The sequence below is a fragment of the Chromobacterium rhizoryzae genome, assembly GCF_020544465.1.
Lineage (GTDB): Bacteria > Pseudomonadota > Gammaproteobacteria > Burkholderiales > Chromobacteriaceae > Chromobacterium.
Window position 1 is genome coordinate 4,229,523 of sequence record NZ_CP066126.1, and the last position, 11,747, is coordinate 4,241,269.

An 11,747-nucleotide genomic window follows, 5' to 3' on the forward strand; every position below is an offset into this window, starting at 1 on the left:
AGGAGAGCGCGCATGAACCCTACACCGCCGCCGCAGCTTGTCATCGACCAGATCCGCTCCGCCTCGCGGCGCATCGTGCGCGAGCTGGGTTTCATGCGCAGCACCCTGGCCATGAGCCGGCACTCCGCTTCCGCCGTGCATGCGGTGGTGGAGATCGGCCTGGCCGGCAGCTTGTCCGCCAGCCAGTTGGCGGACAAGCTGCAGCTGGAAAAATCCACGGTAAGCCGGCTGGTGCGCAAACTGACGCAGGGCGGCGAGCTGCTGGAGCAGGCCAGCCCCAGCGACGGCCGGACCAAGCTGCTGGCCTTGAGCCCATCCGGCCAGCAGCTGTTCGCGCAGTTGCAGGACTACGGACGCGGCCAGGTGGGCGGCGCCCTCGTCCACCTGTCGGCGGAGCAGCAGCGGCAGGTGGAACAAGGCCTGAATTGCTATGCGGCGGCGCTGGAAGCCAGGCACGCCGAGCACACGCCGCCGGCCGCGGCGCCCATCGCCATTGAAACCGGTTACCGTTGCGGCGCGCTGGGCAGCATTGTCGCCATGCATGCGCGCTATTACCACGCCCACGCCGGCTTCGGCGCTTTCTTCGAACGGCAGGTGGCCACCGGCCTGGCCGATTTCCTCGGCCGCCTGAGCCAGCCCGGCAATCAGCTGTGGCTGGCCTTGCGCAACGGCCGCATCATCGGTTCATTGGTGATTGCGGCGGAGCCGGACGCGCCGGGGCAGGCGCAGCTGCGCTGGTTCATTCTGGACGAGGAGGCGCGCGGCAGCGGTCTTGGCCGCCGCATGATGGAACAGGCGATGGCGTTTTGCGATCAGCAGCGCCTCGCCGTCCGGCTGTGGACCTTCCAGGGCTTGCTGGCGGCGCGGCATTTGTACGAGGCCTTCGGCTTTGTCTTGAGCGAGGAGCGCCCAGGAGCGCGCTGGGGCGAACAGGTGGTGGAGCAGTGTTTTACACGGCCCGCCAAAAGCTAGCCGCGCGCCGTGCTTCTGCCGGATGGGCCGCTTAGAAACAGCGGTCCCGTGTGGTGATGGTGCCGATGGGGCTCACTGCCGGATAAACAGCATTAGAAATGCAAAAAACCCACCGCTTGCGCGATGGGTTTTTCTGAATCTGGCGTCCCCACGGGGAATCGAACCCCGGCTACCGCCGTGAAAGGGCGGTGTTCTAACCGCTAAACTATAGGGACAGCAAGTGGCGCACCCGGAGCGATTCGAACGCCCGACCCTCTGGTTCGTAGCCAGATACTCTATCCAACTGAGCTACGGGTGCGCTGATTGGCTTAGAAAGAGGGATTCGTGAAAATACCCGCTCTCAAACAACCAAACCCTTGAATTCTCTAGCAGCAGCGCTTGCTGTGCTGTCGATCAAGAGGCGCACAGTATGTGTCCTTTACTGGACCTTGTCAACAGCTTGCTCTGAAATTTTTCCAAACCCGCAAAATGGAGAAAATTTTCATAAAGCCATGCCTGACTCAACAAAACTCGCAATTTTCCCCGCCCGGCCTAGAGCAAGCGCTACCCGCCGATTCTCATTTGTACGGTTCATTTTGGGTATGGCGTGTGGGCATCCTTCCGGTTCGCCGATGGCGATGGCAGGTATGGGGATAGCGGCGGCTACTCGCTGCTCGACGAAGTGCCCTGGCAAGCTAGACCAAAAGTATTCAATTTGGATGTTTTCGGCTGATTCAAACGTCCAACCAAGGTACAAGTTTCATCAGCTTTAACCCCTCAATCGAATCCAGCTGATGGCCTTGTTAATGAAAGGCTTTCAGCGGCTTTTGATGGCGGTTCACTCCGTTCCCCCTGGGAGAAAATGCACGCATGGCCAAATTGGCCAGACTGCAGAAGCGGCGCCTGCGGATGCGGATGATCCCCATGCCCTGTTCCGCAAAGAAAAGCTGTACCCGGTCATTGAGCAAGTTGGCCCCCGTTCGACGGGTCGCCGCAGCGACCTAGACCGGAGCCGTTCCCTCCTTACCTGTTCCCTGGTTGCGACAAGCTCAAGCAAGATTATCGACAACGATAAATTTCCTGCAGAATACCAATGTCCTATTTATCGTTTAACAATAAACCCAGGAGGAGGAAATGATGCCTAGCCGTCCGAACCTTTTGTCTACGACCCGCCTGGTCTTGCGCGCCCTGCTCAGCCTGAACCTCATATTCGGCATGGGAATTGGGGCACTTTTGCTTGCCAGCTTTATCGCGCCGCCCGGCTGCAAGCCATTGCTTGGGCGCTGCTCGCCATACAAATTCTCAACCTTGCCGTCGGCGCGGTTTGCGCAAGCGTATCCATGACCTACCCGTTGGACATTGGGTGGAGCCCTTCGGTCGATGGATGGCTATCTGTATTGCTGCTGTTTATTCTGGCGCGAGTATTTGATGCAGGAACGAAAATGCGTATCGATTTGGAAGGAACCGTATAAGCCATGGCTATTCTGGTAAAGCTCGATGCCCTGTTGCATGAGCGAAGAATGACTTTGAGCAAGCTTGCGGACCGTGTAGACATCACCCTGGCGAATCTTTCCATCCTCAAAACCGGAAAAGCCCGCGCCATCAGGTTCTCGACCTTGGAAGCAATTTGTGAAGCCTTGCAATGTCAGCCGGGCGACTTGCTGGACTATGCGGCCAGCACTAAGGAAGATCAAGCCGTTCCAAAATAAAGCTTAAGCCATCTGTTTACGCGCCGGGCCTTGGCCAGTTCCATCTGGCGGGCCAGTAGCGCCAGTAGCAAGCGCCCGCCAAATCGAACGGCGTCCGAAGCAAGCTGTATCCACTCGCCCAAATGGGTCATTTTCATGGAGAAAGATAAAATGCAAGACATTTCACTATTTCGCCTGAACTGCTTGAGAGGCCTGTATCTGTTTATCGCCGTCGGATTTGGAGTCTCCCTGCTACCTAATATCTTGAGTCCCCATACCCCGGCGGTTCCCACTAGAACCGTGGTGGACCACATGCTCTTGGCCTTTTGGCTGTTAACCCTATTTGGCGTGCGCTACCCGCTGCAAATGCTCCCGGTGCTGCTATGGGAAATGATCTGGAAAACCCTGTGGGTGGTGTTGGTAGCCATTCCCCAGTGGCGCAGCGGGCGCATAGAACCCTTTACCGAAGCCAATCTGGGCTGGATTCCCTTGCTGATCGTCTTCTATGCAGTCGTGCCCTGGCGCTACGTATACGCCAACTACCTGCTCAAGCCATCCGAGCCATGGCGAAAGAAGACCAGCGCACCGGGCAGCGCGTCGCTGGCGGATTAGCGGGTCGGGCGTCTGCTCTAGCGCCATTACGCTACCGGACAGGAAGTGGCGGTGACTGAAACAGAGGAAACTATTCAGCCCCCTTGGCAGTTTGAATAGCAGCATGAGCAAGCGACAAAATGGCCGGAGCGGATCTCCCACCTGCTTCCGGCCATCAATCGAATTCATCCGCCTCCATCCTCCAGCCGATGGAAGACACCCCTTTTCCCCAATACACAGAGGCAATCGGGAATTGCCGCGCAAACCGCTCGAGGGCGTGTCTCGACTAGTTTTATCTAGGTCAAATGGATTGATCGCGTTTTCGCAGAGACGGTTACGCTTCTAGGAAGCTCTTGGTCTTGTTGATCCGCTTCAGGAATCTAACGATGAGGTTCGGGCCGCTAGGACGCAAAAAAGCCCTCGACTGTTTCCAATCAAGGGCTTAATGCGAACTGGCGGAGAAAGAGGGATTCGAACCCTCGATACAGGTTTAAGCCCGTATGCTTCCTTAGCAGGGAAGTGCCTTCGACCACTCGGCCATTTCTCCGTTCAGAGAGCGCCATATTAATTAGCGCTGCGCCCCCTGTCAAGCGTGTATCCGAAATTATTTACGCCGGCTGGTCCAGCCCGAAAACTTTATGCAAAACGCGAACCGCCAGCTCCAGATACTTCTCGTCCAACAGCACCGACACCTTGATTTCCGAGGTGGAGATCATCTGGATATTGATGCCCTCTTCCGCCAGGGTGCGGAACATGGTGGAGGCGATGCCGCAGTGCGAACGCATGCCCACGCCCACGATGGAGATCTTGGCCACCTTGTCGTCGGCGTCGATCTTGGCGGCGCCGATATGGGTCTGCACTTCACGCAGGATGGTCAGCGCGCGCTGAAATTCGCCGCGCGGCACGGTGAAGGAGAAATCGGTCGCGCCGTTTTCGCCCACGTTCTGGATGATCATGTCCACTTCGATATTGGCATCGGCGATCGGCCCCAGAATCTGGTAGGCGATGCCAGGCTTGTCCGGCACGCCCTTGACGTTGATGCGCGCTTCGTTACGGTCAAATGCGATGCCTGCGACAACGGCCTTTTCCATGCTTTCATCTTCCTCATACGTAATCAGGGTGCCTTCGCCTTCGTCTTCGAAGCTGGAGAGCACGCGCAAACGAACCTTGTACTTGCCGGCGAACTCCACCGAGCGGATCTGCAGCACCTTGGAGCCCAGCGACGCCATTTCGATCATTTCCTCGAACGTGACGGTCTTCAGGCGGCGCGCTTCCGGCACCACGCGCGGATCGGTGGTGTAAACGCCGTCCACATCAGTGTAGATCTGGCATTCGTCGGCCTTCAGCGCGGCGGCCAGCGCCACGGCGGAGGTGTCCGAGCCGCCGCGGCCCAGCGTGGTGATGTCGCCGTCCTCGTCCACGCCCTGGAAGCCGGCGACGATGACGACGCGGCCTTCATTGAGGTCGGAACGCATCGCGGCGTCGTCTATCTCCTGGATGCGGGCCTTGGTGTGGGCGTTGTCGGTGACCAGCTTCACCTGCCAGCCGCAGTAGCTCTTGGCCGGCACGCCGATTTCCTTCAGCGCCATGGCCAGCAGGCCGATGGTGACTTGCTCGCCGGTGGATATCACCACGTCCAGCTCGCGCGGGTCCGGATAGTCCTGAATCTCCTTTGCCAGGGCGATGAGGCGGTTGGTTTCGCCGCTCATGGCGGACACCACCACCACGACATCATGTCCCTGCGACTTCCACTTGGCGACACGGCGGGCAACGTTCTTGATCCGTTCGGTGGTTCCAACCGAAGTGCCGCCGTACTTTTGTACGATGAGTGCCATGCTTGTTTCTTATATTCGAAAGGGTTGAAATGTCGAGCTTCGATTCTGACCCTATCCTGGCCAGAATTGCAAGGCGGAATTCTCCGCGGATGCTGCAACGCAAAACCCGCGGCCAGCCCCAGCCGGCACTGCGCGGCGCAAGCTGCCGACGCTGCGATGCTTGCCGGCATCAATCCACGGCTGCCATGCCGTTTACTGGCAGAATATTTCTGTTGGATTACATGCGCAAACGTTCGGGGCAGCTGTACAGATTGGCGCGGCCGTGGCCGGCGAAGCCGATCAGGGTCAGGCCGTAGCGCGCGGCCATCTCCACCGCCAGCGAGGTGGGCGCGGACAGCGCGATCAGGATCTCGATGCCGGCGGCGGCGGCCTTCTGCGCCATTTCATAGCTGGCGCGGCTGGTGACGATGACCGCGCCATCGCGCCAGCCCTGGCGCGCGCGCGCGCCGATCAGCTTGTCCAGCGCCACGTGGCGACCCACGTCCTCGCTAAGGTGCAGAAGTTCGCCCTGCGGCGTCACCCAGCCGGCGGCGTGGGCGCAGGCGGTGGCCTGGGACAGGCTTTGCGCCTGCTGCAGCACCGGCAAGGCGCGCGCCAGCGCGTCCAGGCTGAAGTTTTGGGTGACCGGCAGCGGCGGCAGCGGCCGGTGGATTTCGGCCAGCTGTTCCACGCCGCACAGGCCGCAACCGGTGCGGCCGGCCAGCTGGCGGCGGCGCTCCTTCAAGGCCATGAAGCGGGCCGAGGCCAGATCGATGCGCGCTTCCACGCCGCGTTCGCCCGGAACGATGTCGATGCCGTAGATCTCGCCTGGATGGGAGACGATGCCTTCGGCCAGACTGAAGCCCAACGCAAAGTCTTCCAGCTCCCGCGGGCTGGCCATCATCACCACGTGGGAGAGGCCGTTGTACACCAGCGCCACCGGGGTTTCCACCGCCACCCAGTCCTGCCTGGCCTGGGCGCCGCCGTGACGGCAATCGACAATGCCGAGCTCAAGCGCCGCCTGCTCCAGCGCTTCGGTTTTTTTCATAAAATGTGGCCTGCCATTCACTGCAATAGTTTGTACTAATTGATACCTAGGGCGATAATAGATTTTCCGCTGTGAGTGAGCAACGCGTCCTTGGTGGGTCAGGGACGCGCCCAGTTCAACCCCAAGGAGACAAACCCATGCAAGTCAGCAGACGGCAGTTTTTCAAGCTCTGCGCCGGCGGCATGGCAGGCACCACCATCGCGACCCTGGGCTTCATGCCCGAGACCGCGCTGGCCGACACCCGCAGCTATAAATTGCTGCGCGCGACGGAAACCCGGAATACCTGTCCATACTGTTCGGTGGGCTGTGGCATCTTGATGTACAGCCTGGGCGACGGCGCCAAGAACGCCAAAGCCGATATTTTCCACATTGAAGGCGATCCGGACCATCCGGTCAATCGCGGCGCGCTCTGTCCCAAGGGCGCCGGCCTGATCGACTTCATCCACAGCCCCAACCGCCTGCGCTACCCGGAAGTGCGCGAAGCGGGCTCCAACGAATACAAACGCATCAGCTGGGACGAGGCCTTCGAGCGCATCGCCGCCCATATGAAGCGCGACCGCGACGCCAACTTCGTCGAGAAGAACGCGGACGGCGTCACCGTCAACCGCTGGCTGACCACGGGTTTCCTGGCCGCTTCCGCGTCCAGCAACGAGGCCGGCTGGCTGACCCACAAATTCACCCGCAGCCTGGGGCTGCTGGCGGTCGACAACCAGGCGCGTGTATGACACGGACCAACGGTGGCAAGTCTTGCCCCAACATTTGGTCGCGGTGCCATGACAAACCATTGGGTCGACATCAAGAACGCCAACCTCATCGTCGTCATGGGCGGCAATGCGGCCGAGGCGCACCCGGTGGGTTTCCGCTGGGCGATTGAGGCCAAGACCCGCAACAAGGCGAAGCTGATCGTCATCGATCCGCGCTTCACCCGCACGGCCTCGGTGGCGGATTATTACGCCCCCATCCGCACCGGCACGGACATTGCGTTCCTGTCCGGCGTGATCCGCTACCTGCTGCAAACCGGCAAGTACAATAAGGAATACACGCTGGCATACACCAATGCCGCGCTCTTGGTGAACCCGGACTTCAAGTTCGACGACGGCCTGTTCTCCGGCTACAACGCCGACAAGCACAGCTACGACAAATCCACCTGGACCTACCAGCTGGACGACAAGGGCATGGCCAAGCGCGACGACAGCCTGTCCGACCCGCGCTGCGTGATCAATCTGATGCGCGAGCACGTGGCCCGTTACACGCCGGAAATGGTGGAAACCCTCTGCGGCACGCCCAAGGACGCCTTCCTCAAGGTCTGCGAATACCTGGCGGAAACCGGCGCCCACGACAAGACCACTTCCTTCCTGTACGCGCTGGGCTGGACGCAACACTCCATCGGCTCGCAGAACATCCGCACCATGGCGATGATCCAGCTGCTGCTGGGCAATATGGGCATGGCCGGCGGCGGGGTCAACGCGCTGCGCGGCCACTCCAACATCCAGGGTCTGACCGATATCGGCCTGCTGTCCACCAGCTTGCCGGGCTATCTGAACATGCCCTCGGAGAAGGAGCCCACGCTGGAGTCCTATCTGAGCAAGTACACCAGCAAGCCGCTGGCCGACGGGCAGATGAACTACTGGCAGAACTATCCCAAGTTCTTCGTTTCGCTGATGAAGGCGATGTGGGGCGACAAGGCCACCGCAGACAACCAGTGGGGCTACGACTGGCTGCCCAAGTGGGACAAGAGCTACGACGTGCTGCAGTACTTCGAGCTGATGCATCAGGGCAAGATCAACGGCTATTTCTGCCAAGGCTTCAACCCCATCCTGGCCTTCCCGGACAAGAACAAGGTGGTGGCCTCGCTTTCCAAGCTGAAATACCTGGTGATCATGGACCCGCTGGCCACCGACACCTCCACTTTCTGGAAAAACCACGGCGAGCAGAACGATGTGAAGACCGCGGAAATCCAGACCGAGGTGTTCCGTCTGCCCACCACCTGTTTCGCCGAGGAAGACGGCGCGGTGGTCAATTCCGGACGCTGGCTGCAATGGCACTGGAAAGGCGCGGACGCGCCGGGCGAAGCCATCACCGACGCGGAAATCCTGGCCGGCATCTTCACCCGCCTGAAGGCGCAGTACGCCAAGGACGGCGGCAAGAACGCCGAGGCCATCATGAGCCTGTCCTGGGCTTACGGCGATCCGCACGAGCCCAAGCCGGAGGAACTGGCCAAGGAGCTCAACGGCAAGGCGCTGGCGGACATCCCGGATCCCAAGAACCCGGGACAGTTCCTGGCCAAGAAAGGCGAGCAGCTGTCCGGCTTCGCGCTGTTGCAGGCCGACGGCAGCACCGCTTCCGGCTGTTGGATCTTCGCCGGCAGCTGGACCCAGGCCGGCAATCAGATGGCGCGCCGCGACAACAGCGATCCGTCCGGGCTGGGCAATACCCTGGGCTGGGCCTGGGCGTGGCCGGCCAACCGCCGCGTGCTGTACAACCGCGCTTCCTGTAAGCCGGACGGCACGCCCTGGGACAAGAAGCGGACGCTGATCAAGTGGAACGGCGAAAAATGGACAGGCATCGACGTGCCGGACTTCAAGGCCGACGAGCCGCCCGGCAGCGCCATGGGCCCCTTCATCATGCAGGCCGAGGGTCTGGGGCGGCTGTTCGCGCTCGACAAGATGGCCGAAGGCCCCTTCCCCGAGCACTACGAGCCGTTCGAAACGCCGCTGGGCACCAACCCGCTGCATCCCAAGGTGGTGTCCAATCCGGCGGCGCGGGTGTTCCCGGCGGACCGCGAGCAGATGGGCAAGCACGACGCCTTCCCGTACGCGGCCACCACTTACCGGCTGACCGAGCACTTCCACGGCTGGACCAAGCACGCGCGGCTGAACGCGATCGCCCAGCCGGAGCAGTTCGTGGAAATCGGCGAGGCGCTGGCCAAGGAGAAAGGCATCGCCCACGGCGACACGGTGAAAGTGTCGTCCAAGCGCGGCTACATCAAGGCCAAGGCGGTGGTGACCAAGCGCATCCGCGCGCTGCAGTCGGGCGGCAAGACGGTGCACCAGGTCGGGATTCCGATTCACTGGGGTTATGAAGGGGTGGCCAAGAAAGGCTTCAGCGCCAACACGCTGACGCCGTTTGTAGGCGACGCCAACACCCAGACGCCGGAATTCAAGTCCTTCCTGGTCAACGTCGAGAAAGTATAAGGAGCGACCATGTCATCACTGCAATCGCAAGATATCCTGCGCCGCTCCGCCAGCCCCACCCAGCCGCCGGTGGTGCGAGATTACAAGGCCGAGGTGGCCAAGCTGATCGACGTGTCCACCTGCATAGGCTGCAAGGCCTGTCAGGTGGCCTGCTCGGAGTGGAACGACATCCGCGACGAAGTGGGCAGCAACGTCGGCGTCTACGACAACCCGGCCGATCTCACCGCCCACAGCTGGACGGTGATGCGCTACAGCGAGGTGGAGGAAAGCGGCAAGCTGGAATGGCTGATCCGCAAGGACGGCTGCATGCACTGCGCCGACCCGGGCTGTCTGAAGGCCTGTCCGTCGCCGGGGGCCATCATCCAGTACGCCAACGGCATCGTGGATTTCCAGTCCGAGCACTGCATCGGCTGCGGCTATTGCATCTCCGGCTGTCCGTTCAATGTGCCGCGCATCAACCAGAAGGACAACAAGGCGTATAAATGCACCTTGTGTTCCGACCGGGTGATGGTGGGCCAGGAGCCGGCCTGCGTGAAGACCTGTCCCACCGGAGCCATTCGCTTCGGCACCAAGTCCGATATGCAGGCCTACGCCCATGACCGGGTGGAAGAGCTGAAGACCCGCGGCTACGCCAACGCCGGGCTGTACGATCCGGAAGGCGTGGGCGGCACCCACGTGATGTACGTGCTGCACCACGCCGACAAGCCGGAGCTGTATTCCGGCCTGGCCAAGGATCCCAAGATCAGCCCGGTGGTCAGCCTGTGGAAGGGCATCCTCAAGCCGCTGTCCACCATCGGCCTGGCGGCTTCGGTCTTGTTCGGCTTCTTCCACTACATCGGCGTCGGCCCCAATAAGGCGGAAGAGGAAGAGGAGGAAAAGGCATGAGCAAGGAAAAGCTGATCAAGCGCTACAGCGCGGCGGAACGCGTCAACCACTGGATCGTGGCGGTGTGCTTCGTGCTGTTGGCGATTTCCGGCCTGGCCTTCTTTTACCCGGCCTTCTTCTGGCTGACCGGCGTGTTCGGCACGCCGCAGCTGGCGCGCATCATCCACCCCTTCGTCGGGGTGCTGATGTTCGTCGGCTTCGCGCGCCAATTCCTGCGCTACTGGCATCACAACTTCCTGGACAAGGAAGACGTGAAGTGGATGATGGCGGTGAAGTCGGTGCTGTCCGGCCACGAGGTCGGCGACATCGGCAAGTACAACGGCGGCCAGAAAGGCATGTTCTGGCTGATGACCGGCTGCATGCTGGTGCTGGTGTGCACCGGCTTCATCATGTGGCGGCCGTACTTCGCGATGTACTTCCCCATCCCGGTGATCCGCGTGGCCCTGCTCCTGCACGCCTGGAGCGCGCTGATCCTGATCGCCGGCATCATCGTCCACGTCTACGCCGCCATCTGGGTGCGCGGCACGATACGGGCGATGGTGGAAGGCGTGGTCACCCATGCCTGGGCCAAGAAGCATCATCCGCGCTGGTACCGTGAAATGACCGGAGACAAGAACAAGCCATGAGCATACGCATCGTCCCCCTGGACGAGGCTGGCCGGCTGCAAACCGCGGCGGGAGAGATCCCGCCGTTATTGCTGCCCCAGCCCGCCGAACGCTATCTGGCCCGCAGCCGGCGCCTGACGGCGCTGGCCGACGGCCACCCGATGGCGGCCTATCTGGCCTTCGCCGCCCGCATCGCCGCGGCTCAGCACCGCCTGGTGCGCGAACAGCCGGTGACGCTGCCGCCGCGCGGCGATTACTTCCATCATTGCGCCGAGCACGGCCTGCCGCCGCTGGGCGCCGCCGCCTGGCCGCGCGATCCGGTCTGGCGCAATCTGCTGCGCGCGCTGTGCGCGGAGCTCGCCGCCCTGCCCGGCCCCGCCGGCCAGATGGCGCGCGAGCTGGAACAGACGGACGACGCCGCGCTGGAAAGCGCCGCCCGCGCGCTGCTGGACGGCGACTTCGCCGCCGTCGGCTCGGCGCGCGCGCCCTTGCTGTGGGCGGCGCTGTCGGTCTACTTCAGCCAGCTGGCCGCGCAACTGCAGGTGACGGCGGTGGCCGAGCCCGACGACGCCCGCCACCTGTGCCCGGTGTGCGCGATGCCGCCGGTGGCCAGCGTGGTGCGCCTCGGCAACGAGTCCGGCCTGCGCTATCTGCATTGCAGCCTGTGCGAGAGCGAATGGCATCTGGTGCGCGCCAAGTGCAGCAATTGCGAGGCGACCCGCGACATCGGCTACTGGTCGCTGGAGCAAGGCGACAGCCAGCAGGCCGCGGTGCGCGGCGAAAGCTGCGGCGACTGTGGCAGCTATCTGAAGATCCTGGCGCTGGACAAGGACCTGGACGCCGAGCCGGCGGCCGACGATCTGGCCACGCTGGCGCTGGACCAGCAGCTGGAGCAGCGCGGCTTCGCCCGCAGCGGGGTCAATCCGCTGCTGTTTCCCGGCTAAGCCCCCGCTCCCAAGGTCCCCCAAGCC

Annotated in this window: 9 protein-coding genes and 3 tRNA genes; 7 read left to right on the forward strand and 5 right to left on the reverse strand. The window is 62.1% G+C overall.

The features are described from left to right. Window positions 1-12: 12 nt before the first annotated feature. Window positions 13-972 (forward strand): bifunctional helix-turn-helix transcriptional regulator/GNAT family N-acetyltransferase, encoded by a 960-nt coding sequence (locus JC616_RS19185; protein WP_227104851.1) that lies wholly within the window; start codon window positions 13-15, stop codon window positions 970-972. A gap of 140 nt (window positions 973-1,112) precedes the next feature. On the opposite strand, the gene JC616_RS19190 is transcribed toward JC616_RS19185, so the two are convergent. Beyond that, window positions 1,113-1,187, reverse strand: a tRNA-Glu gene (locus tag JC616_RS19190). A 6-nt stretch (window positions 1,188-1,193) separates the two neighbouring features. Then, window positions 1,194-1,270 (reverse strand) — tRNA-Arg (locus JC616_RS19195). A gap of 1,156 nt (window positions 1,271-2,426) precedes the next feature. On the opposite strand from JC616_RS19195, the gene JC616_RS19200 reads away from it, so the two are divergent. Together JC616_RS19200 and JC616_RS19205 are read left to right on the forward strand one after the other, a co-directional pair. After that, window positions 2,427-2,660, forward strand: coding sequence for a helix-turn-helix domain-containing protein (locus JC616_RS19200; protein ID WP_227104853.1), 234 nt, complete (start codon window positions 2,427-2,429; stop codon window positions 2,658-2,660). Window positions 2,661-2,951: 291 nt separating this feature from the next. Further along, window positions 2,952-3,251: a hypothetical protein gene (locus JC616_RS19205; RefSeq protein ID WP_227104855.1), complete on the forward strand. Its 300-nt coding sequence runs from the start codon at window positions 2,952-2,954 to the stop codon at window positions 3,249-3,251. A gap of 432 nt (window positions 3,252-3,683) precedes the next feature. Here the strand turns inward: JC616_RS19205 and JC616_RS19210 are convergent. The 3 genes from JC616_RS19210 to fdhD all read right to left on the reverse strand — a co-directional run bounded on the left by JC616_RS19210 (window position 3,684) and on the right by fdhD (window position 6,092). Further along, a tRNA-Ser gene (locus JC616_RS19210) sits at window positions 3,684-3,777 on the reverse strand. 61 nt (window positions 3,778-3,838) lie between these two features. Next, a complete protein-coding gene (locus tag JC616_RS19215) occupies window positions 3,839-5,065 on the reverse strand; it encodes an aspartate kinase (protein ID WP_227104858.1) in 1,227 nt (408 codons plus the stop codon). Window positions 5,066-5,282: 217 nt separating this feature from the next. Beyond that, window positions 5,283-6,092, reverse strand: a complete 810-nt coding sequence (gene fdhD / locus JC616_RS19220) for a formate dehydrogenase accessory sulfurtransferase FdhD (protein ID WP_227104860.1) — start codon at window positions 6,090-6,092, stop codon at window positions 5,283-5,285. 137 nt (window positions 6,093-6,229) lie between these two features. Here fdhD and fdnG point away from each other — a divergent pair, with 137 nt between their 5' ends. The 4 genes from fdnG to fdhE are packed head-to-tail and all read left to right on the forward strand — an operon-like array spanning window position 6,230 to window position 11,720. Further along, complete coding sequence (gene fdnG, locus JC616_RS19225; protein ID WP_146176704.1) at window positions 6,230-9,286, forward strand: formate dehydrogenase-N subunit alpha; 3,057 nt, start codon at window positions 6,230-6,232, stop codon at window positions 9,284-9,286. A gap of 9 nt (window positions 9,287-9,295) precedes the next feature. Continuing rightward, a complete protein-coding gene (gene fdxH, locus JC616_RS19230; protein ID WP_107800487.1) occupies window positions 9,296-10,171 on the forward strand; it encodes a formate dehydrogenase subunit beta in 876 nt (291 codons plus the stop codon). Continuing rightward, on the forward strand, window positions 10,168-10,797 hold the full coding sequence (locus JC616_RS19235) for a formate dehydrogenase subunit gamma (RefSeq protein ID WP_107800488.1): 630 nt from the start codon (window positions 10,168-10,170) through the stop codon (window positions 10,795-10,797). The genes fdxH and JC616_RS19235 overlap by 4 nt, the downstream gene beginning before the upstream one ends. Then, window positions 10,794-11,720 carry a formate dehydrogenase accessory protein FdhE gene (fdhE, locus tag JC616_RS19240; RefSeq protein WP_227104862.1) on the forward strand — a complete coding sequence of 309 codons (927 nt, stop codon included), beginning with the start codon at window positions 10,794-10,796 and terminating at the stop codon, window positions 11,718-11,720. The genes JC616_RS19235 and fdhE overlap by 4 nt, the downstream gene beginning before the upstream one ends. Window positions 11,721-11,747 lie beyond the last annotated feature (27 nt).

Bases quoted from the DNA above. Each gene is read 5' to 3' on its own strand.
- JC616_RS19200 (WP_227104853.1), top strand. From the start codon at position 2,427: ATGGCTATTCTGGTAAAGCTCGATGCCCTGTTGCATGAGCGAAGAATG.
- JC616_RS19205 (WP_227104855.1), top strand. From the start codon at position 2,952: ATGCTCTTGGCCTTTTGGCTGTTAACCCTATTTGGCGTGCGCTACCCG.
- JC616_RS19185 (WP_227104851.1), top strand. From the start codon at position 13: ATGAACCCTACACCGCCGCCGCAGCTTGTCATCGACCAGATCCGCTCC.
- fdhE (WP_227104862.1), top strand. From the start codon at position 10,794: ATGAGCATACGCATCGTCCCCCTGGACGAGGCTGGCCGGCTGCAAACC.
- fdhD (WP_227104860.1), bottom strand. From the start codon at position 6,092: ATGAAAAAAACCGAAGCGCTGGAGCAGGCGGCGCTTGAGCTCGGCATT.
- JC616_RS19215 (WP_227104858.1), bottom strand. From the start codon at position 5,065: ATGGCACTCATCGTACAAAAGTACGGCGGCACTTCGGTTGGAACCACC.
- fdxH (WP_107800487.1), top strand. From the start codon at position 9,296: ATGTCATCACTGCAATCGCAAGATATCCTGCGCCGCTCCGCCAGCCCC.
- JC616_RS19235 (WP_107800488.1), top strand. From the start codon at position 10,168: ATGAGCAAGGAAAAGCTGATCAAGCGCTACAGCGCGGCGGAACGCGTC.